General features: G+C 29.7%; 23 protein-coding genes. 5 read left to right on the top strand and 18 right to left on the bottom strand.

Going from position 1 to position 26,856, the window contains the following annotated elements; translation table 11 throughout:
* Positions 1–83 precede the first annotated feature (83 nt).
* The 5 genes from L1S46_RS10435 to L1S46_RS10415 form a co-directional block, all read right to left on the bottom strand.
* Complete coding sequence (locus L1S46_RS10435) at positions 84–518, bottom strand: hypothetical protein (protein ID WP_238899923.1); 435 nt, start codon at positions 516–518, stop codon at positions 84–86.
* A gap of 12 nt (positions 519–530) precedes the next feature.
* On the bottom strand, positions 531–1,079 hold the full coding sequence (locus tag L1S46_RS10430; protein ID WP_238899922.1) for a LytTR family DNA-binding domain-containing protein: 549 nt from the start codon (positions 1,077–1,079) through the stop codon (positions 531–533).
* 274 nt (positions 1,080–1,353) lie between these two features.
* The gene (locus L1S46_RS10425) at positions 1,354–1,884 is read right to left on the bottom strand and encodes a hypothetical protein (RefSeq protein WP_238899921.1); all 531 of its coding nucleotides are present in this window, start codon (positions 1,882–1,884) and stop codon (positions 1,354–1,356) included.
* Positions 1,877–3,259, bottom strand: a complete 1,383-nt coding sequence (locus L1S46_RS10420) for an NAD(P)H-dependent oxidoreductase (RefSeq protein WP_238899920.1) — start codon at positions 3,257–3,259, stop codon at positions 1,877–1,879. Before L1S46_RS10420 ends, L1S46_RS10425 begins: the two co-directional genes overlap by 8 nt.
* Positions 3,260–3,434: 175 nt before the next feature.
* Positions 3,435–4,769 carry a PLP-dependent aminotransferase family protein gene (locus L1S46_RS10415; RefSeq protein ID WP_238899919.1) on the bottom strand — a complete coding sequence of 445 codons (1,335 nt, stop codon included), beginning with the start codon at positions 4,767–4,769 and terminating at the stop codon, positions 3,435–3,437.
* Between the two features lie 220 nt (positions 4,770–4,989).
* Here L1S46_RS10415 and L1S46_RS10410 point away from each other — a divergent pair, with 220 nt between their 5' ends.
* On the top strand, positions 4,990–5,814 hold the full coding sequence (locus L1S46_RS10410) for a DMT family transporter (RefSeq protein WP_238899918.1): 825 nt from the start codon (positions 4,990–4,992) through the stop codon (positions 5,812–5,814).
* Positions 5,815–6,211: 397 nt separating this feature from the next.
* Here L1S46_RS10410 and L1S46_RS10405 read toward each other — a convergent pair whose 3' ends face one another.
* Positions 6,212–7,063: an NAD(P)-dependent oxidoreductase gene (locus tag L1S46_RS10405; RefSeq protein WP_238899917.1), complete on the bottom strand. Its 852-nt coding sequence runs from the start codon at positions 7,061–7,063 to the stop codon at positions 6,212–6,214.
* Between the two features lie 140 nt (positions 7,064–7,203).
* On the opposite strand from L1S46_RS10405, the gene L1S46_RS10400 reads away from it, so the two are divergent.
* A complete protein-coding gene (locus L1S46_RS10400) occupies positions 7,204–8,037 on the top strand; it encodes a helix-turn-helix transcriptional regulator (RefSeq protein ID WP_238899916.1) in 834 nt (277 codons plus the stop codon).
* A gap of 149 nt (positions 8,038–8,186) precedes the next feature.
* Here the strand turns inward: L1S46_RS10400 and L1S46_RS10395 are convergent, their stop codons facing one another.
* From L1S46_RS10395 to L1S46_RS10385, 3 genes are all read right to left on the bottom strand, one after another.
* Positions 8,187–8,786 carry a zinc dependent phospholipase C family protein gene (locus L1S46_RS10395; protein ID WP_238899915.1) on the bottom strand — a complete coding sequence of 200 codons (600 nt, stop codon included), beginning with the start codon at positions 8,784–8,786 and terminating at the stop codon, positions 8,187–8,189.
* A 142-nt stretch (positions 8,787–8,928) separates the two neighbouring features.
* Positions 8,929–10,110 (bottom strand): glycosyltransferase family 4 protein, encoded by a 1,182-nt coding sequence (locus L1S46_RS10390; RefSeq protein ID WP_238899914.1) that lies wholly within the window; start codon positions 10,108–10,110, stop codon positions 8,929–8,931.
* Positions 10,111–10,774: 664 nt separating this feature from the next.
* A complete protein-coding gene (locus L1S46_RS10385) occupies positions 10,775–11,518 on the bottom strand; it encodes an EFR1 family ferrodoxin (protein WP_238899913.1) in 744 nt (247 codons plus the stop codon).
* A gap of 117 nt (positions 11,519–11,635) precedes the next feature.
* Between L1S46_RS10385 and L1S46_RS10380 the strand changes: the two genes are divergently transcribed.
* Positions 11,636–12,181: a TetR/AcrR family transcriptional regulator gene (locus L1S46_RS10380; protein ID WP_238899912.1), complete on the top strand. Its 546-nt coding sequence runs from the start codon at positions 11,636–11,638 to the stop codon at positions 12,179–12,181.
* A 308-nt stretch (positions 12,182–12,489) separates the two neighbouring features.
* On the opposite strand, the gene L1S46_RS10375 is transcribed toward L1S46_RS10380, so the two are convergent.
* The 9 genes from L1S46_RS10375 to L1S46_RS10335 all read right to left on the bottom strand — a co-directional run bounded on the left by L1S46_RS10375 (position 12,490) and on the right by L1S46_RS10335 (position 23,980).
* The gene (locus tag L1S46_RS10375; protein WP_238899911.1) at positions 12,490–13,134 is read right to left on the bottom strand and encodes an MBL fold metallo-hydrolase; all 645 of its coding nucleotides are present in this window, start codon (positions 13,132–13,134) and stop codon (positions 12,490–12,492) included.
* Between the two features lie 123 nt (positions 13,135–13,257).
* The gene (locus L1S46_RS10370) at positions 13,258–14,361 is read right to left on the bottom strand and encodes a HAMP domain-containing sensor histidine kinase (protein WP_238899910.1); all 1,104 of its coding nucleotides are present in this window, start codon (positions 14,359–14,361) and stop codon (positions 13,258–13,260) included.
* A complete protein-coding gene (locus tag L1S46_RS10365) occupies positions 14,351–15,040 on the bottom strand; it encodes a response regulator transcription factor (protein ID WP_023974520.1) in 690 nt (229 codons plus the stop codon). The genes L1S46_RS10370 and L1S46_RS10365 overlap by 11 nt, the downstream gene beginning before the upstream one ends.
* Before the next feature lie 20 nt (positions 15,041–15,060).
* Positions 15,061–15,747, bottom strand: a complete 687-nt coding sequence (locus L1S46_RS10360; protein ID WP_238899909.1) for a M15 family metallopeptidase — start codon at positions 15,745–15,747, stop codon at positions 15,061–15,063.
* Positions 15,748–15,908: 161 nt separating this feature from the next.
* Positions 15,909–17,906, bottom strand: a complete 1,998-nt coding sequence (locus L1S46_RS10355) for a methyl-accepting chemotaxis protein (RefSeq protein ID WP_238899908.1) — start codon at positions 17,904–17,906, stop codon at positions 15,909–15,911.
* 529 nt (positions 17,907–18,435) lie between these two features.
* On the bottom strand, positions 18,436–20,877 hold the full coding sequence (locus L1S46_RS10350) for a TIM-barrel domain-containing protein (protein WP_238899907.1): 2,442 nt from the start codon (positions 20,875–20,877) through the stop codon (positions 18,436–18,438).
* A gap of 16 nt (positions 20,878–20,893) precedes the next feature.
* On the bottom strand, positions 20,894–21,721 hold the full coding sequence (locus tag L1S46_RS10345) for a carbohydrate ABC transporter permease (protein WP_077308332.1): 828 nt from the start codon (positions 21,719–21,721) through the stop codon (positions 20,894–20,896).
* A complete protein-coding gene (locus L1S46_RS10340) occupies positions 21,721–22,599 on the bottom strand; it encodes a sugar ABC transporter permease (protein ID WP_026885625.1) in 879 nt (292 codons plus the stop codon). The genes L1S46_RS10345 and L1S46_RS10340 overlap by 1 nt, the downstream gene beginning before the upstream one ends.
* A gap of 67 nt (positions 22,600–22,666) precedes the next feature.
* Entirely contained in the window at positions 22,667–23,980 is a 1,314-nt protein-coding gene (locus L1S46_RS10335; protein WP_238899906.1) for an ABC transporter substrate-binding protein, read from the bottom strand.
* 245 nt (positions 23,981–24,225) lie between these two features.
* On the opposite strand from L1S46_RS10335, the gene L1S46_RS10330 reads away from it, so the two are divergent.
* A complete protein-coding gene (locus L1S46_RS10330; protein WP_238899905.1) occupies positions 24,226–25,944 on the top strand; it encodes a sensor histidine kinase in 1,719 nt (572 codons plus the stop codon).
* Positions 25,941–26,702, top strand: coding sequence for an AraC family transcriptional regulator (locus L1S46_RS10325; RefSeq protein WP_238899904.1), 762 nt, complete (start codon positions 25,941–25,943; stop codon positions 26,700–26,702). Before L1S46_RS10330 ends, L1S46_RS10325 begins: the two co-directional genes overlap by 4 nt.
* Positions 26,703–26,856 lie beyond the last annotated feature (154 nt).

The following is a 26,856-nucleotide window of genomic DNA, read 5'->3' as shown; positions in this document are numbered from 1 at the left end:
AAATAAAATAAAGCCTTTCAAACAAAAAAATTGGAGAGGTCGCAACTTCACTCTGAATATTGCAACCTCTCCCAATTTTATATTTAGTTTTTTCTTAATAGCTGATTTTTTTTATTCATAAGTTTTGAATTAAATTCTAAATTTCTTTTATATGAATAATAGCAAAAACTCATCCCCAAAAATTCTGCAGTTATTAAAATAGATATTAGCTCTATAATTGAAGCAATTTTTTTATATACAAAATAGTAGTAAATAGATGGTAAACAGGAAATCCCCCCTATTACTATAAATACACAAACAAAAGCTAGTAATGCACTTTTTTGTTTTATTCCAATTAGATAAATAAAAACAAATCTAGAAATAGTACCAATAACACCTCCAATAATTGAAAACATAATTAATTCTTCTATAATTCCTGCATTTATATTTTTAACAATCATTTGAGTCATTCCAACAACTATTCCAAGGAGCATGGATATAATAAGATTAAATAAAAAATCCTTTAAATTCTGTTTCATTATTTACACACCTCACAATCCGAGATATTGCTTAAAGTTATTTAGATATTTTCTTGTGACATATACTTCTTCATCCATATCTATGAGCTTTAGTATAAGCTTGCTGTTAAACCATGAAATTATTCTATCTACTTTCACTATATTTACAACAAAGCATTTACTTACTCTTATGAAACCTTTTGCTTCCAATCTTTCTTCAAGTTCATAAAGCTTTTCTTTTACTTTATACTTTTTATCCTTGGCCATGCAAAAGACCTCATTTCCCATAGCCTCAAAATAATATATCTCATCAAAATTTAATACTTTAAGCTCATCCTCGTCACATCTTCCTGTGATTATATTTTTAACTTCTTCTTTGCTGCCCGAAATAGAATCTAAATAACCAATCAAAATATTTATGGTTTCTATATCAAAGTATATCCCTATTTTGCCGCTCTTTAAATCAAATCCTTTTTCAATTAAACATACATCAGCATTTTCATTAATCTTTATTTTGCGATTTGTAAGGATTTCTTCCAGCATTCTTTTTAAATTTTCGCTGCAAATTAAATCTAACTCCATGTAATTTCCCCTTTTGCTTTAAACTTTAAGCAATGCCTTTCTGACAAGGATATATTAAAAACTTAAAATCTATCCTCTCGAGGATGTTCAAAAAAATAACAAATCAGTATGCTAGTCTATTTTGTGTTATACTTCGCCTATAAATCTCACTAATATCCTGCAACTTTAGCTCCTTGTCTAACACAAAATTTACACCTTAAAAATAGCAGTTATGCTGCATATAAGAATTTCCCATTGCATCTTTTACTTGTTATTTTCCTTCACATCCCCTACTTTAAACTTCAGGCAATACCCCTGGAATTATAATTGATAGCATAATTCCTAAAATCACCAGCCCATTCATAATTATAACAGTCATAATATTGTGCCCTGATAATTCTATAATAGCATTAATCAAATAAATTGTAGCCCATATTTTTGTTATTACTATATTAACTTCTATAAATAAAGAAGATTTTCCAAATTCCTTTTCATATCCTCTTCTAGCATCATACATTGTATAAGGTCTTCCCATCATAATTGAAATGAAACCCGTTAAAGCTAATACCGTATATGAAGTTAAATATTTATATTCCATAACAGAATTAATTCCTAAATAAAAATACAATATATTAGAAATAGCAAAATAAGCTACTAGAACGCTTGACATAATTCCTATATTCTTATTAATTATATCTCTTATAAAAAGCATCAGTATAGAAGCAAATCCTAAAACAAGGCATAAATTACTCGAAATACTCCAAAAAAGCATTAAAGGCAGAAAGCTTAGGGTTACATTTAAAAATGCTTTTAAACTGCTACCCATTATTCTTTCCTGTATCTTTCTCAAGTGCCTTCTTATGGCCTGTGATCATGAAATCAACCATATTTTTCTGTACATGCTCCTTGAATTTTTTTCTTTTCATAAGGTATCTCATTACTTTCCCTTGAGCTTTTTCTTTTAATGGAACTTTTTTAATCAGCTTATTTTTCTTATAATATTTATAGTCTTCTATAAAAATAGCTCCTAGTTCTCCTTCCAATGCATCTGCAAATAATTTACTTCCAGCTATATTTAAAAAGGTTTCAGGCTTGAAGTAGTTTCTTTCAGCATAATTTATACTCATTTTAGCCAACGCATATATTTGATTATCTATAAGAGAGTTATCTTCAGCTTCATCAGTGACAAATCCTATTAAATTGCCTCCTTGTGTATGAAACTCTAGTATCTGTCTTAAATTTTGATTTTCACTTAATTTCCCTGAAATTATATATCCTATGTGTTTACCTCTGAATATAGGAACATGGTTATAACGAAAACTTCTATCATAAATAAGCTTAAAACGTGAAGATAAATATCTATCTTTTATACTTCCTGAAAAAATTATGATATCTGCATTATTAATAATATGGTCTAAAAACTCCCTATAACCATCTTTACCATCATAAACACATTTATTTTCAGCAGCACATTTGCAGCAGCCAAGACATGGCCCTTTTATATCAACATCATTAAGATTAAGAATCTCTACAGAACCTTTTATACAACTTTTATATTTGTCAATCATCTCATTAAGACTCGCATCTTCTTTAGTTGCATCTGTAATTATAATTATTTTTTTATTTGTATCAATAACTTTGTCTGTTACTCCTCCACTATATTTAAAGTTACTTTTACTTACTGAATTATACAATTTACTAGTTGTTAAACCTTCATTTGCAAAATCAAGCAAATTTTCAAAAAACACTTTAAGCTCTTTTCTTCTATTTTCCTTAGTTAAATCTTGCATCTCATGAGATAAATATTCTACATAGTTCATGCCTAAATCTTCAGAAATTGCCCTGATATAATTATGTGCATGAATATCTGCATAATGAATAGATGTAGAAAATGCAGCAGTATACTTATCCTTAAAATAGCTTTCAAATTTATTTTCAAATATAAGTTCAATAAATCTCTTATAATTAGAATGCACTAAAGCATGATATAGTGGAAATGCCCATATAACTGCATCTGCTTCCTGAACCTTTGTGCATAAAGCTTTTAACTTTTCAGCATCTTCTTCATAACTTTTTACTTCTTTAACAATATGGATATACTGAAATTCATGTTTTTCATAATTTTGTTCCAAATACTTCATTGATTGCATTGTAACACTTTTCTCAAACTTCGGACTCCCATTTAAAACAACTATTTTCATAACCAATACCTCCGTTTTTTTATATTTCCATTCTATTAGAAAACATGAATTAAAACCATAGATTTTGCTTAAGATGCAATTTAAATAAAATAAGATGCATTAATGATCTGCAAAAATTAAGAGAACCTCCTCTATATGGATTTGGCTCTCCTCTGATACTTAAATTAATAATATACTAAATCAATTTGTGTATCTCTTCAAATAATATCTGAAGTCCTAACTTTATCTTGTCTTTTGTAAGTTTAGATATGCACAATCTAAAACAGCTTATTCTTGAACTATTATCTATAAAAAACGCCTTTCCCTCTGCTATATAAATCATTTTTTCATTTAATCTTTTATTTAGCGTTTCCATATCAATATGCTTAGTAAACTGCATCCATATAAAAAATCCTGTATCTGGAATAAATAGTTCCACTCTCTCTGTATCTATGTTTTTTAAGCAATCCTTTAAATAATTCATTTTTTTCATATATGCAAATTGGATTTTTTGAATATGCTTTTTATACATCCCACTATTAATATAAATTTCTAAAGCTCCTTGTTCTAATGCTGATGTACTTAAATCATAATATCTCTTATGTTTCAAAAATTCACTTTTTAATTTTTCTTGAAGTAATACTGCTCCTAGCCTTATTCCAGGCATAAATGTTTTAGAAAAGCTTTTTAAATATATAACCCGTTCCCATATATCATAATAATAAATTGGTAATGATTTTTTGTTTTTATCTAAATCAGCTAAATAATCATCTTCAACAATGTAAACATCATATTTTTCAGCTAACTCTGCAATACATCTCTTATCTTTTTCCGAATAACTTGTCCCTAAAGGGTTATGTAATCTTGGGATTGTATAGAAAAACTTTATATCTTGATTTTTAAATATATTCTCTAGTTGTTCCAAATTTATGCCATTAAAATCTCTGTTTATTCCTATTAATCTTTCTCCATTAATCTCTACCAATTTGTGTATCAAACTATATGTTGGCTGCTCAACTAAAATATTCTTTTTCCCATTTGGAAAAGACATTTTTGAAAGAATGCTTATTGCCTGTTGTGAACCTGATGTAATACATATTTTGTCCATGGAGGTGAATATTTGATATTCAGAAAAGAAGTTAACCAATGATGCTCTTAAAGATTTAAATCCTTCAGTATCACCATATATAAACAAGTCATTCTTATATAACTCAACCGCTCTATTTATACAATGATTAAATTCCTTATACGGAAGTAATCTAGAATCAGGAACTACTAAAGAAAAATCAATAATGCCATTTTCATCATTCTCTTCAGAATTATTTTCCACAAGGTAATATCCACTCTTAGGAATAGAGTATATTCTATGATTCATTTCAAGTTCTTTATAAGCTCTTATTATTGTGGACTTATTACATTCAAACTTATCAACCAAAGTTCTTATTGGCGGTAACCTTTGTCCTTGCTTTAATTCATTTCTTTCTGCAAGTTCCTCAATATATTCTATGATAATTTCATATTTCTTTTTCATAATCGTATCCTTTCTATTTATCTTAATTTCCCAAGCATCTTAACACTTTTATACCGGTACAAAATGCTTTTTTAAAGATTGTACTGCATACTCTAAATTCTTATAATTCCATTATATAGTTAATGAATAATAAATTGTAAATTAATTACTCATTTAATTTCAATATATACTATTTAATCTATCTTTTAATAAAATTACAACAAACATAAAGGAGTTAAGTATGGAAAAGTATCAAAAAAAAGCAATATTATATCTTGTAATTGCATCAATTTTATGGAGTATCGGAGGCCTATTTATCAAATTAGTAAATTGGAATCCTATTGCTATTGCCGGAGCACGTAGCGGTATAGCTGCAATAGTTATGTTATTATACTTAAAAAAGCCAGTAATACACTTAGGAAAGACAAAGCTATTAGGCGCATGCACGTATTCATCCCTTCTCATATTTTTTGTTACTGCTAACAAACTCACAACATCTGCAAACGCTATACTTCTACAGTTTACAGCGCCTATATGGGTATTATTATTTTCAAAGTTCTTCCTAAAGGAAAAGATTAAAAAATCTGATTTGGTCGTAATTATTTTTGTTATACTTGGAATGATTTTATTCTTTATAGGAGATTTAGGACGTGGCAATATTATAGGAAATTTTATTGCAATACTCAGTGGTATTTCAATGGCTGGAACTGTTATATTTCTAAAACTTATAAAAGATGGTTCTCCTGTTGAAATTACTTTTCTTGGAAATATAATTACATTTATTATAGCTATACCTTTTTTCTTTCAATCAGTTCCAAACTTAAATAGCATTTTAGGATTATTAATCTTGGGAATATTCCAATTAGGAATTTCTTATATATTTTATACATTAGCTGTTAAGCAGGTTTCTCCTATTGAAGCAATTCTAATTCCTGTCCTAGAACCTCTGCTCAATCCATTTTGGGTCTTTTTATTCACTGGTGAAATACCAGGAACTTATGCCTTTATAGGAGGATTAATTGTACTTACAGCTATAAGTGTAAGAGAATTATGTATAAAAAAATAGTACTTTATGCTCTTATACATAATTCTACTTCCATTTACCTCCTCAATTAGTTGCTGATAGAATAAGAAAATTTGAAGACAACAGTTAAACTATTTATAAACTAGAATTTTTCTTATTAAGATGTATAATTGATGTAGCTTTAAGGCAAGCTCTAAATCATTAAACAAAAAAATAGTCATATCAATGAGTCTTTAGCTAGCAGTAACTTCTACAAAGTCATGTACTAAAGGCTTTGATACGACTATTTTTTCTTAATTTTCATATATAAACAATTTACAATAAAAAATAATTTAATTAGAATTATGACATTGATAATTTTGCCATGATTTTTTATAAAGAACTAATATTATAATCATTGTTTACATACATTTTAATATACCACTTTTTCAAATCACAACTATAATGCACCCATATCTCTAGCAATATAAAGAGAAGGATATTTAGTATTGAAATTTAGTTCACTTTTAATACGCGATGTATCTAATATCATATCCCATTGGTTAAAACTTGGCCACCCACCATTTGGAGGTACCTGCTCTGATTCACCTTGTAGCTTATAAAATTCACTTACAGTAATAGGATTATCATCAGCAACATTATATATGCGACCTCCAATACCTGGTGTACTAGCAGCGATCAGTAATGCTTGACTGACATCTTGGTGATGCACTACTGACATCGCTTTTGAAGGGTTCCAGTTACTTAGAAACGGTAAAATTTCTTGAATGTGTGGGTCATTATCACCATAAACAAATCCTAGTCTCATAATACGAATATCTAGTCCTTGTTCACTATATAACCTAAGTAGAGCTTCTTCTGCAGCCATTTTTGTTTTAGGATATAATGCCGTTGCTGTAAGAACATCATCTTCTCTGCATGGTCTATTTACTAGAGAATTGTTATATACATTGCCCGTGCTTGTAAAAACAAATCTTGTGACACCTGCATCTAATGCTGCTTTAGCGAGTGTAATAGTTGCATCTATATTGATGGCTTTAGCCATTTCTTCACTAATACCACCTCTAAATTGAGCTGCTATATGTACAACAGCATCAACACCTCGTACGGCTTCGATTAGATTTTCATTATCTAAAAGATCTCCTAATACTACTTCTGCCCCCTGTTCTTTTAAAGTGGATACACCTTCTAAGTTTCTTACAAGAATACGAACTTCATGGCCTTGCTTAAGTAAATACGGTACAAATCGACTTCCAACCTTACCTGTTGCCCCTGTTACAAATATTTTCATAAATTAATTCACTCCAATCTAAATAGTTTTGTTCATCAGTTATTTTTATGTTATATTGCTAATATATCAGAGTTAAAATAATTCAACCATATTGTGGTTATCCTACGATTGAGAGTAGTAGGATAGGAGGAGGAAAATAAATGAAAGAAATTACATTACAGCAGTCGTTAGGTGAATTTTTGCGTGCAATTAGAGAACGCCTTACTCCAGAGCAGGTTGGATTACCTTCACATGGACGTCGCCGCACGCCTGGACTTCGTCGTGAAGAAGTGGCTCAGCTTGCTAATGTGGGAGTTTCTTGGTACACATCTATAGAACAAGGAAAAGATGTACACCCTTCTTATCAAATATTGGAAAGCTTGGCTACTGCCTTAAGATTATCCGAAGATGAACGCCGATATCTTTTTTTATTATCTAAATCTGATGAGATAGAAGAATCAAAAATTTATAAAAAAATTAGTACAGGATTAGAAAGAACTGTTTTCGCATTAGAACCTAATCCTGCATATATAATGGATAAATACTGGGATGTATTATTATGGAATCGTGCAGCAGAATTTTTATTTCGATTTCCTTCATATTCTACCAGCATAGATTCAAAACCAAACATATTACATCAATTTTTAATTGATCCATTCAAAAAAGAAATTAATCCAGATTGGGAAGAACGAGCTAAAATCATGATTGCAAGATTTAGAGCAGATTGTGCTAGGTATCCCCAGGATGCAAGATTAAATGAAATGATTGAGAAATTTAAGCAAGAAAATGAATTCTTCAGCAAGTGGTGGCCTCGTTATGAAGTTAAAACTGTTACTGATTGTCATAAATTATGGAATCACCCTGAGATTGGAGAATTGGAATTTGAACATGTGAATTTGCAAGTATCAAACTGTCCTGATTTTAAATTGATGATTTATACTGCTTCACCTTCTACATTAGAAAAGCTTAAACAAAAAATATATTCTATCAAATGAATAATACATCTTAATTGACAGCTCAATCATAAAAGATACTTTACATTATCAATTTACTGTGTAGATCAGTTTCGCACATTTCCTTAATAAATACGCAAAAGCCACTTTCCTTCTGCGTATTTATTTCCATCTGATTTTAAGCTTTAAATCTAAGTTTGCAATTGTTTCGCTGCAAATTTAAAATTCTTCACTACACTTAAATTTAAATTAAAAACATAAGAGCAAACCATAAATGTTATTTCAACACAATGCTTAATATCTAGTAAATATGACGCTTCTCCTTTTGCGTAATTATCTAAAATATTTTCAATTGATGCTTTTATTGATGACAGGCAATTTTTATTAGCTCTTTTATTATTTAGAGGATTTTTAAACTTATCCTTTAATACCTGAAAGTTTTCTAATAAATATTTTTGCAAATCACGTTCATATTTAATATGAGCTGCGATATTCCCCACTGATCCAGACTTATGAGCATTGCAACAAAAATCACATAAATAGTGAATAATTATTCCTAATTCCAGTGAAGAATATGCATTGAAATTTTTAGCTGAAATAAGCTTTTCTATCTTCTTTAGCACATAGTCAAAGGATTTCTGCCTATAATGAGGGTGGGTCTTGACATGCCAACTTTGATCAACCATAACTAAACCGAATTTAAACATAAAATTTGAAAATCCTTGAGGTATCATTTTAATATTATTACTAAGTGCAAGTTCCGCCAGTTTAACATGAGTTCTAACTTTCATAATAAAATTCTCCAATCTATTATTAATTTTTAGTTAAAAAGCTATTTATAGATACCCAATATATAATTCAGACTTATGTTATACCTTACCGAAATTATAAATACTTTGATTCTAAAAAACTATGAATATATTGCTAAAATTTCTATATAGAAACTTTTTCATATTGGTTTTGCCTTATAAGCATATCTTTATAGACTTGTTCTACGGTGTATGCAAAATGTTCAGATGAAAATTTTCTTGTTGATTCCATAGCACTAGCAGATAATCTTTCTCTTTTTAGCTCATTATAAAGAATTGAATCTAACTTTATAATAAGATCTTCTTGATTATAAAACATGTATCCATTTATATTATCTTTCAATACCCCCTCCAAGCATTTATCTGCTTTTGCTACTACAGGCAGCCCTGATGCTAGGGCCTCAATATAAGTAAGACCTTGAGTTTCGCTTTGAGATGCACTTACAAAAACCTCACCTATTTGATAATACAGATTGATTTCATTCCATGGTCTTTCCCCTGCAAAAATCACCTTATTGCCTATTCCTAATTCCTTTGCCTTATTCTCCAAAACACTCTTCTCTGGTCCATCACCAATAAGAATAAACTTAACATCTTCTCTATCACTAAAATAAGATTTCATAGCAATTAAGATTTCATCAATATTTTTTTCTTTTGATATCCTGCCAATATAAAGTAAAATCTTATCTTTTTCTTTAATTCCTAAGTTTATGCGTAATTCTTGTACCATTTTAAGATTGTAATTTTGTTTAGAGAACTTATTAAGCTCTATTCCAGTAGGAATAATAGAAATATCCTTTTTTAACTTATACGATAGAAGTAACTCCTTCACTTTTCCTGTTGGCACAATAACTTTGTCTGCTGAGCTGCAAAATTTAATACTTAATTTCCTTACTGCTATTTTTGCAATCGGATCAAATACTTCAAGTTTTGCTATATAGTGAGTATAATCTTCATATATAGTATGATAAGTGTGCACAAAAGGAATATTTAATTCCTTAGCCATAGCTCTCCCAAAAATACCAAGCGAAAATTCTGTATGAGTATGAATCACGTCAAGCCCTAGCTTCTTAATAAATTTGGATAAACGTGGATTATAGAACATTCCAACACGCCTAGCGCTAATAAAAGGAATACTTGGCACTCTATATACATTTTTTTCTTCACTATCTGCCTTAGGATCTGTGGTTGTAAACACATAAACTTTATGACCTCTCATTTCAAGATTCCTTTTTAACATCAATACAGAAGTTGCTACCCCGTTAATTTGTGGATAATACGTGTCCGTAAAAAGCCCTATTTTCATTTTCGTCACTCCTCATATCACAATCTCTTATAACCATAGTATAGGATAGAAAGTTAAAATAGAAGCAAATCAATGTTAAACTATTTATAAACTACTGTAAATTTTTTTACTATATCCATGCAGCAAAAAAAGCAGTTTCTATACTTTCTAAGAAACTGCTCTGATCAACTACTATATAAAATTCACCAAAAGGATTAAACCTTAAAAATGGAATTTATACTATTCTATTCTTTAGCATTATATATTTCAGACTTATGTAAAGAAAACATTAAAAATTTGGTTGCTATATATGTTGTAATAATAAATTTACATTTAAATCTCCATTAAGCCAAGCACTCAATTAAGACTAAAATTTAGAAATTTAATTGCAACATATATATTATAAATTATTAAAGGTAACTAAATCTAATTTAGACTCAGTTACCTTCTGAATTTCTCTATAATTATAAGTTTAAAATAAATTTTACTTAATAGTATCAAACATAATTTTTTAAACTGCCAAACCTCTTCTTTTAGCATATAGTCTAAAAACTACTTCTTCAACAAATGAGAATAAGCTTGTGGTTATAAAATATATTCCTAAGGCAATAGGAGCTTTAAAAGTAACCAACCCACTTATTGCAGTTGTTATTATGATGTTGGCAATGGTGAATAGGTTATAGAATTATTTATTTCCATCTATTATTTCCTTCAATGAAACATTCTGATTAATAAACCTTGCCTTACTTTTTTCATTTCTAATACTTATAGCCCTCTTTGGACAGTGATGTACACAGGCTAAACACTGTTGACAATTACTCATAAACAATGGTATCTTATCTACTTTTATATTCTCTACAGGGCATACTTTCTCACAGGTTCCACAACTATTGCAGTTGCTATCTACAGTGAAATTTTTTTCAAATGGTTTATCATGTACTTTTTTAGCCAATAACCTGGCTAGTTCCCTAACAATGGAATGTTTATTTATATATTTCTTTCCTTCTTTTACCTCTTCAACTATCCTCTTAAGATTCCCATCTATATTCTTTTTGTGTTGTTCCTTTACTTGCTTATCCATATCATAATCTGGAATATAATTGTTAACCATACATATTTCATTAATATATGAAAACTCAATTCCATTCCTTTTTCCTATTTTTAAGAGGTGTCTTGTTGTCGCCCCTGAGAAAGATCCATATGATGCAATTGCAAAAACATAGCTACTATTCAAGACTGCTTTATTTAGAAATTCCTCAACTATTTTAGGAACACCAAAAGAATAAACTGGAAAAATAATACCTATTTTTTCATCTTCAAAATCAAATTGACCTTCTTTTAATAACTTAGGAATTGAATAGTACTCTTCTCCAAATTGCTTTGCTACATATAAATTATTACCAGTTGCTGTGAAATATAATACCTTCATACAATACCTCCTCAATTTTGTTACAATTGTAACACGTCTCTTAATATAGTATAATAAAATAATTAAAACACTACAATAGTACAAACATCAAGTGTGACAAATGAGGAGATATTGTTCATGGTAAATAAAAAGATTAATTCGCAAAATAAGATAATAAAGGAAAGTATTTTTACAGCACTTATGATTTTAATGGAGAATAAGTATTTTAGAGATATCTCAATAACTGAACTAACTAAAAAAGCTGGTGTTTCTCGAATGTCCTTTTACAGAAATTATAATTCAATGGAAGATATTATAACAACTTATCTTGATGAACTTTTCGAAGAGTATTCTTTACAAATATCAAGTCACGAAAAAAACAATAACTTTGATAGTGTATGCTTGTATTTTGCTTACTTCAGAAAACATAAAAAGTTAATTACAAATCTAATTAATGCAAATTTGACCAATTTAATATTTGATAGGTATGTTAAATTTTTCCATTCATTTTCCAAGGATTTTGAATGTAAGAAATTACATTCTCCTGAAATAGATAAGTATAGTGTTGAATTTGTATCCGGAGGTCTTTATAAAGTATTAATAGAATGGACTAAAAACGGTATGAAGGAAAGTGATGAAGACATGGCAAAAATGATATACGATTTATTTTTGATTAACGGTTAATCTTTCCTCTATCAACATAAACAAATACGCAAAACCTATACCTTAACGCAAATATCCTTAGTTCTGCGTATTTGTTAGCCACCTGAAGCAAAAATCCCTCAAACAACAGTTTGAGGGAACATAAAACACACTTCAACATTCACTTAAAAGCCTCCAAACCATTTGATATCAGGCTATTTCTTATGTATCATCACAACCGTCTCCACATGTGTTTTAGTATTAATATGATACAAATGCTTAGAACTAACTGGCATTTTGAAAAAAAACTATATCACTCTAACATGACATTTAATAAAATATAGCAAATCCTAATTATATTTAAGCACAGCAATCCCTGAGTACTCTTTAATATTTTCCTTAGTTAATCCCAGTTCTGAATACTCTTTTGCTTTTAATCCTGAAGCTGATATAAATTTATCAACCTTGGCAAATATGAAACCAAATATCCCCAATGCTTTCGTTCTGTAGTGCATAGGTACAACCACTATAGGGTTTAACTGCTTCATTACATTAACTGCATCAACAGCATCTATTGTAGCTCTCCCGCCAACAGGAAGAAGCAGTATGTCTACATTGCCTATTTCCTTCACAAAATTAGAATCTAGAGTATGTCCAAGATCCCCGCAATGACAAACATTTATTCCATCAACTTTAAAGTTATATATAGTATTTTTACCTCTCTTAGCTCCTGAAGCTTTATCATGAAATGTCTGTACACCCTTTATCTCAATCCCATCTTTTGAAAATCCACCTGTCTCATTTATATGCATAAAATTACCTTTTACTGCCTTTATATTATTATGATCGCCGTGATTATGACTTGTAGATACTATATTGGCTTCAATTTCAGGTAATTCATATCCTAACATTTTTTTATAAGGATCTGTTAATATTTTAGTTCCATTTTTAGATGTTATCATAAAACATGATTGACCATACCATTTAATTTCCATTTGAATTTTCCTCCTTTATAATCTAATATCAAATTCAAAAATTAGTATACTGCACTTATGGCATTCTAAATATGAGTCAAGTCTTCTAACTACTCTAAATTTGTTACTTGTAAGGAAATCTCTTTATTTAACTGGTAATCTTACTTCAAAAATAGTTCTATTATCATCACTATAGGCTTTTATCGTCCCTTCATGCAACTCTATAATATTTTTTGTGATAGCTAGCCCTAATCCAGAACCACCTATATCGCTATTTCTTGATTTTTCTACTCTATAGAATCTATCAAATATATATGGCAAATCTATTGCTGATATCGATTGACCATAGTTTATAACTTGAACTACTGCCATATTCTCTTCCATTTTTGTTATTACATCAACATAAAAACCATCTCGGCCATACTTAATTGCATTAGATAGTAAATTTTCAAATGCTCTAACTAGTTTTCCTGCGTCTGCATTTACAATTAACTTATCCTCAGAAAAGTTGATTCTTGATTGCATTTCTGCATTTTTAAATTGATATTCGAAATACGCAACTACCTGACCTAATAATTCTACTAAATTAATATCAACTTTATCTAAATTAATGGTGTTATTTTGCATTTTAGTGAGTTCAAACAAGTCATTAATAAGTAAATTCAATGCTTTTGCTTTTTCAAATGCTATATTAGCATAATATCTTAGTCTTACTTCATCTTTATACTTATCAGCATCAATTATTTCCAAATAACCTATTATAGACGTTAATGGAGTCCTTAAATCATGAGAAACATTAGTTATCAGGTCATTTTTAGTTTGTTGGGCTTTTCTTTCTACTATTGTTATCTCCTTAAGCTGCCTTGAGATATTATTAATATTTTCTGCTAAATTCCTAATATCATTTTCTCCATCAACTTCTATTAATCTGTCCAAATCACCACTCGCCATCATTTCAGTTTGATCTATAATAGCTACCAAACTTTTAGTTTTTCTATAAGTAATGAGTAAATATACTCCTACAAATAATGAAATTCCAGCAATCACATAGGTTGCACCTTCAAACATTACAGAGTCAATGAGTCTTCGAAATTTAAAAATATAATTAATGAGTTGAATTTTAGTATTTAAATATAAATATATTAATATTCTACTAACTACCATTAAACTTATATAAGTTAATAATAACGTGGTTACAATCTCACCTAATGGTGACAGCCAATATTTATAAAATCTTTTATTTCTCAATTTTATATCCAACTCCCCATATAGTATGAATTATCTTATTTCCTTCCATATGATGTTCTATTTTATCCCTTAATCTGCTCATATGTACCATAACAGTATTATTAGATTGATAATATCTTTCCTTCCATACCTTTTCAAAAATATCCTCCGCGCTAAAAACTCTTCCTCTATTTGTCGCTAACAGATATAATATTTCAAACTCTCTAGCTGTTAGATCTACTTCTTTATCATCTATAGTCACCTTATGCTTACTCTTATCTATAACCATTGATTCAATTCTTATTAGATCCTCTGAAACTTGCATTTTTAAATTTAAAAAATATGATCTTCTCATTAATGCCTTAACTCTAACTATAAGTTCCAATTGGTTAAAAGGTTTGCATACATAATCATCTGCACCAGTCATAATCCCTTGAATCTTATCCATATCTTCTGATTTTGCACTTAGCATAAGAATTGGTATGTTATACTTTTCCCTTACCCTTCTGCAAACCTCCAGACCATCCATGTGGGGCATCATTATATCTAAAACTATCAAATGAATTTCTTCCTTCTCCAAAATATCTAAGGCTTCCTCTCCACAACTTGCCTTAAATACATTGTATCCTTCATTTCTAAGATTTATTTCTAGCAAATTTCTTATTTCTTTTTCATCATCTACTACAAGAATATTATTCATTTATTCCTCCATTTTTATAATTATTTTTGTAAGTATTCTTCTAATGTAATTCCATTATCATGAATATACTTAGCAGCTTCCTTACCTACATATCTAATATGCCATGGTTCATATTCAATTCCTGTTACACTTTTCTTTCCATAAGGATATCTTATAATAAAACCAAATCTATAGCAATTTTTTGCAAGCCAATCTGCCTCCTTAGTTCCCTTTGCAAAATATCCATTTTTATTAGTAATATCAATGCACAGCCCTGTTTGATGCTCACTAAATCCAGGTTTAGCTACATATGCATCTGCAAGCTTTTTCCCTTGAGATATCACTCGATTTTCATAAACATCTTCTTGTGACTTATAAGATCTATAACCCGAATTACCAAGTAATATTATCCCGTCTTTTTTAGCCGCATTTACTAGCTCTTCTAATGGCTTTACAACAGTTCCTGCTACGTGTTTTTCTTCATCATCTGATCCATTTGAAAATGGTATGTTAGGTATGCTTAATCCTTCTGGTACATAATTTCCACTTAATCCATACTTCTCATTTACTAATAGTATTTTTTCGCTTCCATTAGCCGTGTTTACTTCAAACAACTTGTCTTTATCATTTGAACCATAATTACTTGTATTTCCTTCAATATACCAAAATCCGCAAATTATTATCATTATTATTATAAATCCTGATATCTTTTTATATACTTTTCTCATATCCTCTACTTCCTTTCAAATGTCATAATTTCATTGTAGAAGATAGACTTTACAAGAATTATAAATAAACCTTACGAAATCTTAAGTTTATAAAAAACGAAATCCCCCCTTTATAGAAACAGTTTTATTATTTTAACTGCATACTATAAAGGGGGGCAATACTAAACTTGAAACTTCTGTATCATTTCATTTAAATCCTGAGCAAGGCGTGTTTGTTCTTGAGCCGTTTTTGCTATCTCATCTGTTGCTCTATTAACTTCATCAATATTGTTTACCATTTCATCAGTTTCTTGTGAAGATTTTTGTGCTGTATCAGCCATACTCTCCACCGCTTTAGTAACCTGTTCCATTGTACTTGAAATTTCTTTAGTCATTTCAGCTATTTCATTTGACATTTTACTTACAAATTCTGCATCCTTATGATTTTCTTTTCCAATTTCAATCATATCTTGAAACTTAGGATTTACTCTTTCCTTCATGAAAGTTAGTACCTCATCACTATTGTTTGAAAGATTTCTAAATGCATCTTGAACTTTTAAAATTGTACTTTTTATAGATTCTACAGCATCTGAAGATTGTTCTGCAAGCCTTCTTACTTCTTCAGCAACTACTGAGAATCCTTTTCCATGTTCACCAGCCCTTGCCGCCTCTATCGCTGCATTTAGTGCTAATAGATTTGTCTGCTCTGATATCTCTGCAATAGTATCCGCCATAACTTTTATATTTTCTACTACTTGTCCTTCTTTTATTGCTTGAAGTATTTTTTCTTCTTTTTCACTAAACACCATTTCTATTTCTTTAATGGATTCCAAAGATCTATTTTGCATATCTTCTACTCTAGTTTTTGCAGCACTTGCATTATTACTTCCTTCTACTGCCTTATTAGTTAATACATTAATACTTGCCTCAACTTCTTCTACTGAAGCGTTTATTTCTTCTGCCGCTGAGCTAGTTTCTTGAATACCAAAATTAATATTACCAATTCCAGAATTAATATTTTGAGACATTGCTGAAAATTCTTCAACTGTGGCAAATAATTCTTCACTCGCTGCGCTCATATCTTGTGAATTATTCATTATTTTCTTAATTAAATTTATTAAATCCTGTCTCATATGCTCAATTCCTCTGGACATATCTCCAATTTCATCTTTGCGTTTTAAATCTTTTTCTAATGTCTTTTTAGTAAAATCACCTTCTGATAAGTGTTTAAAGTGCGTCACTGCACTTGCTAATGGTTTTGATACCTTTTTATCTATGTATAAATATATTGCTATCCCAACCAAGATTAACACGATAATAGAAGATATAATATTATTTATAACAAATTTTTTTATAAATAGCTGACTTTCAGCTTTACTTTTACCTGTAAATATAACTCCAGCCGCCTCATTGTTATCTCCAGTAATTGGCGAATAGTAAGCATCAAATTTACTTCCTAAAACATTGGCCTCCCCAGAATATGCATTATTACTTAAAACAACTTTTGCAATTTTTTCATCAAGTTTAGTTCCAACAACTCTTTCGCCATCTTTCATTATACTTGTTGCAACTCTTACATCTCCCATAAAAATAGTGGCATCGCACCCGAATTTACTTTTAACATAATCTACTATATTATTAGAATCTAATCTATATCCTACAGACACAACTCCAATAATATCTCCATTTTCGTTCTTTGCTGGCGCACCTGCTCTAGCTGCAAGTTTAATCTGAGTTCCACTTTCAACTTGGGAGTTTAATTTACCAGCAAGAGCATTTCTTACATTTGCCTGATTTAAAATGCTATCTCCCTTTTTATCTGGTTCATAAGATCTTACAATTACATTACCTTTTTCATCAGTTATTGTAACAAATTCTACATCTAAATCTTTTAATATATCTTTTAAATCATTAAAAATCTCCTGGTTATCTTTATTTTCAATTCCCTTTATTATTCTAGGATTTAAGGCCAATTGACTTCCAATACTTAAAGACTCATTTTTCAATTCCTTAATTTTTTCGCTTATTGTTTCATTAGCATTCATTACTTCCGTCTTATTGTTATGATATGAATAAGAATTAAAGCTGATTGTACTGATAGCTATATTAGCACTAAACAGTAAAATTGTTAGTCCAAAAATAAATAGAATCAATTTGAACTTTATTGAATTTAATTTCATACTTATCTCCCTCCTGCCCTCTAAAAAATTTTAACCTTCTCTAGGTGTTAAATCATATTAACTCTATACTCCTTGATTTCGTCATTAATTATCAAATTCCTTTTTTATTTCCTTTCCAAATGCAACTTTATAAGTAACATTATTCCATAAACTATTCATAAATTTGATTTTATTATAAATTTATTGAGAATAAAAAAATCACAAGCGACTGTGGTTAAGTTCCGTATTGTGCTTCGCACTCTTTTCATATGTGTAGATTTTTTTCACGCATCTGCCTTTTCGAACGCATGTGAGAAAAATTTGGCAGGCGAATATGATTTATTTTTTTATTCTTTTATAGTAATTCCCCTAGTAAAATAGACTACTATAAAAGTTATCCCCAGATTTAATTGCATTATAATTTCCTTAAGAATAAAAAAAGATCCCAAACCCAATAGGTTTGAGATTTTTTATAGTAAATTTATAAGAGTATTATATAAAAAATAAGAGGGTTTAAATATGAAACTGGTTCTCTATATGATATTCTTTATTATTTTATAACAAAAGTTAGTGATTCACCTCGATAAATAAACTCTACGCTCTTGTCATTTACAAAAATTGTACAAGAACGATTTTTAATAGATTGTGGGAAATCATAATCTGCTTTTCCAATAGTAAATTTACTTTCTTTATCTTCCCATTTCATTAAAATCTTATTATAAATTCCTTTCTCATACTCATAACCGTCACCACTATCTTCATAAAATTCAAATTCGCAATCATCCCCAGGATAAATATGAATTTGAAATGGTTTATCACTCACTTGCTCCGCATATTGTAACCCTTCTTCCATTGGAATAATAGCACCTACTCGTATAAATAATGGAATCTTATCTATTGGAGCGTCTGCTATTACATAGCTTCCCCCACTTAATCGTTCTTTCGTCCAAAAATCATACCAGTCAGCTCCTTTTGGCAAATAACATTTTCTCATTTTAGGCTCGTCAATTGACTTACTATTTGCCTCATAATACATCGGATTTGTAACAGGACATACCAATATAGAATCTCCACACATAAATTCGTCACTAATTTCCTTTGCTATTTCATCATTACTAAAATCGAATAAAAGACTTCGAATCATAGTATAATGATTTTGCGTTACTTTCCCAGCCAAAGAGTAGAAATATGGAATTAAGCTATATCGTAAATTTATAAACTTTTCAATGGCATCGTAAAACATTTCTCCCTTTTCTCCAAAGTTCCATATTTCTCTTGGAGTATCTGTTCCATGAGAGCGGAACATTGGTAAAAATGCACCATATTGAAACCATCTTACGTATAATTCACGATAAGCCAAATCATTTACACCCTCATTATAATCTCCCTGCCAAAACCAAAGTGGGTTCGGGTTATTGTTGCAACCGCATCCTCTGTTTCTCCATTCACTTCCTACTGTAAAAAATGCTCCAATATCTAATGTCCAATAAGGTAAACCGCTCAAACATAAATTCAAACCTTCTGTAATTTGTTTTCTAAAAGTTCCCCAGGTTGCATTAGTATCACCTGACCACAATACAACGCCATATTTTTGAGAGCCAATATAACCAGACCTTGCCAGATTAAGAACTCTTTTATCAGGCGCTACCTTTCTTTGATTTTCAAAAATGCCTTTCTCGTGCATTAATGCAAATAAATTAGCTTTAGCTGGGTCTAAAAACTTTTTATGCTCATTTCCCACTAACATAAATCGTTCCCAAGGTTCTCTAATTTTTTCTCCATTCCAATCTGGTCCACTAAATGGTTCCGTTGAATCACACCACCAAGCGTCAAAGCCTCCCTTGTATAACTCTTTTTCTGCTTGTTCCCAGTACATTTTTCTTGCATCTTCATTAAAAGCATCATATGTAGAATTGTCTCCTAATAAATATTCAGCTTGTAAAAATTCTTCATAATCCTCTCCACCTGCATTCATATTTGGCCAAATAGAAACCATAGTATGAGCATTTAAATCGTGAATTTCTTTATTTGCTTTACCTATATTAGGATATCTATTTTTATCTAATCGCTTATTCCCCCATAAACCTTCTTCCCAAGTATGCCAATCTTGTACAATACAATCTATCGGTACATTTCTTTTTCTATACTCCTTAACTACTTCAACTAATTCTTCTTGGTTTCTATATGTTTCTTTCGACTGAATATAACCAAACGCCCATTTTGGCAGCATGACAGCTCGCCCTGTTACTTTTCTAAAACCTCCCACAATATCATCGAGCTTTTCACCAAAAACAAAATAGTAATCTAATTGCTCCACTACATCTAAATAAACATATGCTCCTCTTGAATCATCATTAAAAGTCATCAATGATCCACAATCAAATAAGATACCATAATTTTTATTTGATACCAAACATGGAAACGGAGTTCTCATATTGTGCTGATATAAGTATTGAGAGTTACCTCTATAGTTATAGATTCCTTCTTCTCCTTGTCCTAGTCCATGTATTGCTTCTTTTTCTTGCCACTCAAAGGATAATTTTGCTCTATATGCTATTCTATCAATATATGGTTTTAAATTTTCAACGAAACTCCGTTCCCCATCAACGGTTTTTACTCTTTTAATAATAGCTTTTTCACCATTTGTAGAATATTTTTCAACCGGGATTGAAACAAGTTCCTTATCTCTTTCTTGCAGCAATATTTCATTATTCTTGCCATTTTTCCATACAAATTGTCCTGTCTTCTTATTAATAGTTAAAGTAATTAATCCAGTTCTTAAAATAATACTATCTTGTGTCTCTTCCACAACAAATTCATTTAATTTCTCTATTTCATAATTAATCCCAATAACTGATGAATTCTTTATATTTTTTTCTTTAGTATAAGTACATCGAATAATTTCTTTACCCACAGCAGATAACTGAATTATTCCATTTTCTAATTTCAAATTTACTATTCTGCCATCCTTACGATATCCTAAAATCTCCATATAATCACCGCCCTCATTAACCTTTAACTGCTCCAGCTGTCATTCCTGAAACGATATATTTTTGACCTAATAAATAAACTACAATAACTGGCAAACTAGTTAGCATGATATCTGAACAAACTAAATTCCAATCTTTAAAATACATTCCAAAGAAATTATATACTGAAAGAGTCATTGGCCATTTTGAAGAACTACTTAAAAAGTATAATGGAGATACAAATTCATTCCATGTATTTAAAAAAGTAAGAACTACAACTGTTGCTAATGCTGGTTTTAATAGTGGAAAGATAATATAGATAAATATTCTAATTGGAGAACATCCATCAATTACAGCTGCTTCATCTAATTCCACTGGAATTCTTGCTATAAACCCATGAAGGAGAAACACCGAAAACGGAAGCTGCATTGCAGTATATAGTAGCACTATTCCAAGCATTGAATTCATTAAGTGTAATGCAGACATTACCTTCATTAAGGCTACATAATTTATAGGCATTGTAATTCCTAATATAATAAACATGTAAATGATGCGATTTAATTTTGTTTTATTTCTACATAATACATAGGAAGCTGCTGCTGCTAAAATGGCACATAAGATTACACTTCCTATAGAATAAACACAACTATTAATAAAAGATGTTGCAAGTTTTCCTCTTTCTATTACTGTCGAAAAATTTTCAACTGGTATTGGAAATGTAGGAAGTTTCAGATTCATATCTGAAGCTGCTTTGCTAGTTTTAAGAGCATTAAATAGGATTAACACTAATGGTATAAGAGATATAATCGTTATAACCCATGCAATTCCATTAGAAAATATATTTTGTAATGTTTTTTTTATTCTCATTATTCCATCACCTCATTTTTAGTCATTATTTTAATCATAAAGACTCCAATAAACACCATAATTACGAACATAACAGATGATAATGCAGTACCAATAGCATACTGACCCATACCAAATTTTTTAAATACTATTGTATACAATACTTCCGTTGTAGATTTTCCTGGGCCACCATTTGTTAATACGTAAATCATATCGAATACTTTCAATCCATAAATTACATTTAATACTGTAGTAGTAGCTAATGTTGGGAGTATTAACGGAAATGTAATATATCGAAATTTTTGTAGTCCTGTTGCTCCATCAATATTAGCCGCTTCATAATATTCACTAGAGATAGATAAAATACCCGCTATAAAAATAGTCATAATGTATCCAATACCTCTCCAAACATCAACTGCAACTACGGATCCAAAAGCAAATTGTGGTGAAGTAAGCCACTGTTTTGCTAATGTATCTAAACCAATGCCTCTAAGAAAAACGTTTAGAATTCCTATCTTAGGATCAAGAATTGATGTAAAAATCATACCAATAATTAATGTAGATAACACAGATGGCATAAACATAACCCCTCTGTGAAAATTCAAGAATTTTATAGATTTTGTTAGCAATACTGCCAATAACAATCCTATCGCATTTTTTAATATTGTTGTAATTATTGTAAACCATAAGGTATTACCTAAAATTTTCATATAATTCTCATTGCCTGAAAATATTACTTTGAAATTATCAAATCCAACAAAATTTATTTTATCACTGTAAGCTGACCAGTCTGTAAAGGAATATGCAATGCCAATAATTCCCGGAATTACAAATAAGACTCCATAAATTATAAGTGCTCCCCATATAAAGTAACTCGGATATATTTTTTTCTTATTCATTTACACTTCTCCTTATTTTTATAGTACTGTAACCAGACAAGTATATCTGGTTACATAATTTAGAATTTTACTTCCAATCCTTATCCCCGGCAGCCTTTGCCTGATCTCCTCTATTTTTATCAATATTTTTTAGAAGTTCTTCTGGCCCCATCTCTCCAACTAGCATTGCAGACATATCTTTACCTATTTCCATCCATTGAGGATTTATATACTTGACTGCTGATTGTAATACAACAGCATTCTTAGGATATGATTTATAAAATTCCTTGACTGTATCAGTATATTTAACTGGAGCATTACTATATGGAAGCTTATTAAATTTAGAAACGTTTTCAGTTAGATAAGTAAGACTTTCATCTGATGCAAGAAAATCTAAATATTCTTGTGCTTCTTTTGCATGTTTAGATTTCGAATATATAAGTCTTGATGGTCCTACTGGATTAATATTTAATATTTGATTATCTGCTAAAGGAATCACAAAATATCCAATATCATCTACACTAAAACTAGAATCCGCTTTATTGACTTCTGCACCAAAACCTTGGTTAGCGATTGTCATTGCAAATTGCCCTGAAGCGATATTTTTGGGAGCATCAGCATATTTGTTAGACATATAATTGTCTCCCCAATATCCTAGTTTCACCATTTCATTAACTTGTCCTAAAATAGTTTCAAATGTTTTATTTCCTTCCAACTTTTCAGTATTATTATTCAATTTATCTACTAATCCTGAATCTGCTGTATCCGCTGCTAAAGCTATTTCTGGGAACCATAATGTGTGATGCCATCCATCTGAAACGCTTTCATAAATAGGAGTAACACCAGATGCCTTTATTTTCTCACATATGTTTTTAAATTCTTGATAATTCTTAGGAATTTGTAAGTTTAATTGTTTGAAAATCTTTTTATTATAACCAATTGCCCAGACAGATGATACATCTTGAATAGGTTCTCCATATAGTTTACCGTTTACAGTCAGCTCATTAGCAACTTCTTTATCTATATTTTTTGCCCAAGATGCATTTGTTAAATCCAACGCATTTTTTTCTGCATTAACTTGTGTTTCTAAATCAAACCTTCCAGCATTCACAGCAAAAATATCAGTAGCTTCTCCAGAATTTAATTTTGTCATTAACAAGTTATTATATTGATCTGATGGAACAATTTGATAATCAATCTTGATTCCTGTTTTCTCAGTAAATTTTTTTGCTAAATTCAATTCAGCATCTTGAATCCAATCCTGACTTGCCATAAAAGAAATAGTAACGTCATTGTTCTTTGAGCTAGATTCTGTAGTACTAGTACTATTACCACAGCTTACTAATGACATAGTTAATCCGGCTAAAGTCACAACTGACAATAACTTTTTAAAATGTTTCATAATAATTCCTCCCAATTTATATATTATTGACTATTTGTTGCTATGGTTATATTATATATCTGTACTAAGCTGATTTTGAATGTTCATATCTCTCCTATTCCATGTATATTTTTGACTAAATTATTTATTGTAAGGATTGATTTAGCATGAAACTTTTGAAACAACGTAGCATATTAAAAACTCTCTTTATCCCATATACCATATTATTTATAATTATCTTTAATTTTCTTATGTTTTATTTTGTAATGAATGAATCTACTAAAATTAAAACAAATGCTCTTACAACTCTTAATAGCAATATAAAAAATATTAATAATAATTTAGATGTAGAGATTAATTCTTTAGATACTCTATCTCAAAATATCATCTATTCTAATTTAATCAAGGATCATTTTATTAAATATATAAATTATAATTCTGAATCTTTGTCCAATCTATCTGAACACCAAAAAATTGATAATATTCAGAACACAAAAATTTTATATGATTTATTGGTCACAATGATGGGACCTAACCATCCTATAGATCAGATTTATCTTTATGATTTGCATAATCTTGAATTAGGAGTTGGTTTAGATAATTCCTCTTCCTATATTTCAGTGAATAACAAAGCATGGTATGATGATGTTTTATCTTCTAAAGGCGGTAAGGTTATTTACTTTAATAAAGATGATCGATTGGGCAGATATTCACCTTATGAGGAAGGTCAGTATTTCCTTTCATTATATCGCGTTTACTATAATACCCTTAATGTCCCACAAGGAATTATTGAAGTTAAGAAGTCATTTAAAAATATTTTTACTATTATTAAAGATTTTAATAATACTTATGGCAGTAATGTCTATATTTATTATAAAAATGGACAACCAATATACCCTATAAATCAAAGTTCATCTACAACTAATTATTATAATCTTATCTCTACTAATGTCGATAAAAATATAAGCAATAATTTATTTAAATATAAAAATGAATATGTATTATTTGATACCTCTTCATATAGTGATTTCACTATTGTGGCAACAATAGACAACTCAAAACTTATGTCTCCTATTTATGAATATATCAAAACAAATGTGGTGCTATCGTTATTAATTACCTTCGCTACTGCAACATTATCTTATTTTATTGCAAAAATTATTACCACCCCATTGAATAAAATATATAATCAAGTTAAAGGTTTTCAAATAACTGACGATGCATCTACTAATTTTAAAGAAATAGATACACATATTACTGAATTAAATACTTTATTCAAAGCCTTTTTAAAAATGCAGCAAAAAGCAAAAATAGCAATGACAAATGAATTAATTCTTCAAAATCGTGAAATGCAGTCAAAAATGTTGGCTCTTCAATCACAGATGAATCCACATTTTCTATACAATGCCCTGTCAACCATCCAAGCTATGGCTGATGAACAAATGAATGAAGAAATAATAATAATGTGCCAAAGCATTTCAAGAATATTAAGATATATTTCATCAGACAGTCAACAATTAGTTAGTTTAACCGATGAAATAGCTCATACCATTGATTATCTTCAGTGTATGCAGATTCGCTATGATAACGATTTAACATATACCCTAAATATTCCTGATGAGATGCAAAACATTAAAATCCCAAAACTTTGTTTGCAGCTCATTGTAGAAAATGCAGTAAAATTCACTACAAAAACTGAGCTACCTTGGCATATTGATATTACAGGTTATGTAACTGATACTCACTGGGAAATGCAAATTAAAGATAGCGGAAGTGGATTTGCAGAAGACAATTTAAAACAATTGCAAGAAAAGATAGATTCAATCAACGCAAATGGAGTTCTTCCAAACTTAGAATTAAACGGAATGGGTCTTATGAATATTTATATTCGCTTTAAAATTTTATACAATGGAAAACAAATTTTTAGATTAATCAATAACACTCCAAATGGGGCGACTGTTATTATGGGAGGGATTAAATTATGACAAATAAGATTACTTTTTCTGCTATTGTTGTAGAGGATGAGAGATTAATTGCTAAAAACATAATTAAAAACATATATAGAGCTAATGAGAACTTTGAAGTCGTAGGAACTGCTAGTAATGGCAAAGAAGCATTAGAACTAATAGAATCCTTTCTTCCAAACATTGTACTCACTGATATTTGCATGCCAGTAATGGATGGCCTTGAACTCTCCAAGTTCATTTTCGAAAAATATCCTTTTATCCATTGTGTAATAATTAGTGGACATAGTGATTTTTCCTATGCTAAAACTGCCATAAGATATGGGGTGTCCGACTATTTATTGAAACCTATTAATCTTGGGGAATTAACTACAACCTTAGATACAATAGAAAAAAATCTTCTGGCAAATCAAAATGATTTTAAAGTTGATGAGTTTTCTTACAAAAAGCCTAATGAAATCGTGGAGCTTGTGACTGAATATATAAAAAATAATTACCATGAAACAATCGATCTAGCCGCACTTGCATCACATTTTGGATTTTCAATTTCTTACTTAACAAAAATATTCACTAAATACATGAATATGACTCCCTCAAAATTTATTAAAGAGTATCGTATTAATATTTCAAAACAATTATTATGGAATTTTTCTTTACCAATTAGCACAGTTGGTGAAAAAGTTGGCTATCCAGATCAATTCCACTTTAGTAAAACTTTCAAACAAATTACCGGCATGAGCCCATCTGACTATAGAGAGCAATTAAAATTAATAAATTAATGATATTTGTAACTATCATAGATACAGACCGAGTTATATATAATTAATATAGTGCCACGTGAAGAAAGGCAATAAACATTTTGAAGTGCACCCCAAATGTTAGACATATGATATAATCATATTTAATATTTGGAGGTGCATTTTTTCATGTGGA

The sequence above is a fragment of the Clostridium sp. YIM B02500 genome (assembly GCF_022324665.1).
GTDB classification, from domain to species: Bacteria; Bacillota; Clostridia; order Clostridiales; family Clostridiaceae; genus Clostridium; species Clostridium beijerinckii.
Note: the sequence above shows the minus strand (reverse complement) of the source record. Positions and strands in the feature narration are given on the sequence as shown.

Bases quoted from the DNA above. Each gene is read 5' to 3' on its own strand.
- L1S46_RS10330 (WP_238899905.1), top strand. From the start codon at position 24,226: ATGAATGAATCTACTAAAATTAAAACAAATGCTCTTACAACTCTTAAT.
- L1S46_RS10340 (WP_026885625.1), bottom strand. From the start codon at position 22,599: ATGAATAAGAAAAAAATATATCCGAGTTACTTTATATGGGGAGCACTT.
- L1S46_RS10375 (WP_238899911.1), bottom strand. From the start codon at position 13,134: ATGGAAATTAAATGGTATGGTCAATCATGTTTTATGATAACATCTAAA.
- L1S46_RS10365 (WP_023974520.1), bottom strand. From the start codon at position 15,040: ATGAATAATATTCTTGTAGTAGATGATGAAAAAGAAATAAGAAATTTG.
- L1S46_RS10360 (WP_238899909.1), bottom strand. From the start codon at position 15,747: ATGAGAAAAGTATATAAAAAGATATCAGGATTTATAATAATAATGATA.
- L1S46_RS10350 (WP_238899907.1), bottom strand. From the start codon at position 20,877: ATGGAGATTTTAGGATATCGTAAGGATGGCAGAATAGTAAATTTGAAA.
- L1S46_RS10345 (WP_077308332.1), bottom strand. From the start codon at position 21,721: ATGAGAATAAAAAAAACATTACAAAATATATTTTCTAATGGAATTGCA.
- L1S46_RS10325 (WP_238899904.1), top strand. From the start codon at position 25,941: ATGACAAATAAGATTACTTTTTCTGCTATTGTTGTAGAGGATGAGAGA.
- L1S46_RS10435 (WP_238899923.1), bottom strand. From the start codon at position 518: ATGAAACAGAATTTAAAGGATTTTTTATTTAATCTTATTATATCCATG.
- L1S46_RS10355 (WP_238899908.1), bottom strand. From the start codon at position 17,906: ATGAAATTAAATTCAATAAAGTTCAAATTGATTCTATTTATTTTTGGA.
- L1S46_RS10405 (WP_238899917.1), bottom strand. From the start codon at position 7,063: ATGAAAATATTTGTAACAGGGGCAACAGGTAAGGTTGGAAGTCGATTT.
- L1S46_RS10425 (WP_238899921.1), bottom strand. From the start codon at position 1,884: ATGGGTAGCAGTTTAAAAGCATTTTTAAATGTAACCCTAAGCTTTCTG.
- L1S46_RS10390 (WP_238899914.1), bottom strand. From the start codon at position 10,110: ATGAAAATAGGGCTTTTTACGGACACGTATTATCCACAAATTAACGGG.
- L1S46_RS10395 (WP_238899915.1), bottom strand. From the start codon at position 8,786: ATGAAAGTTAGAACTCATGTTAAACTGGCGGAACTTGCACTTAGTAAT.
- L1S46_RS10380 (WP_238899912.1), top strand. From the start codon at position 11,636: ATGGTAAATAAAAAGATTAATTCGCAAAATAAGATAATAAAGGAAAGT.
- L1S46_RS10385 (WP_238899913.1), bottom strand. From the start codon at position 11,518: ATGAAGGTATTATATTTCACAGCAACTGGTAATAATTTATATGTAGCA.
- L1S46_RS10335 (WP_238899906.1), bottom strand. From the start codon at position 23,980: ATGAAACATTTTAAAAAGTTATTGTCAGTTGTGACTTTAGCCGGATTA.
- L1S46_RS10430 (WP_238899922.1), bottom strand. From the start codon at position 1,079: ATGGAGTTAGATTTAATTTGCAGCGAAAATTTAAAAAGAATGCTGGAA.
- L1S46_RS10420 (WP_238899920.1), bottom strand. From the start codon at position 3,259: ATGAAAATAGTTGTTTTAAATGGGAGTCCGAAGTTTGAGAAAAGTGTT.
- L1S46_RS10415 (WP_238899919.1), bottom strand. From the start codon at position 4,769: ATGAAAAAGAAATATGAAATTATCATAGAATATATTGAGGAACTTGCA.
- L1S46_RS10410 (WP_238899918.1), top strand. From the start codon at position 4,990: ATGGAAAAGTATCAAAAAAAAGCAATATTATATCTTGTAATTGCATCA.
- L1S46_RS10400 (WP_238899916.1), top strand. From the start codon at position 7,204: ATGAAAGAAATTACATTACAGCAGTCGTTAGGTGAATTTTTGCGTGCA.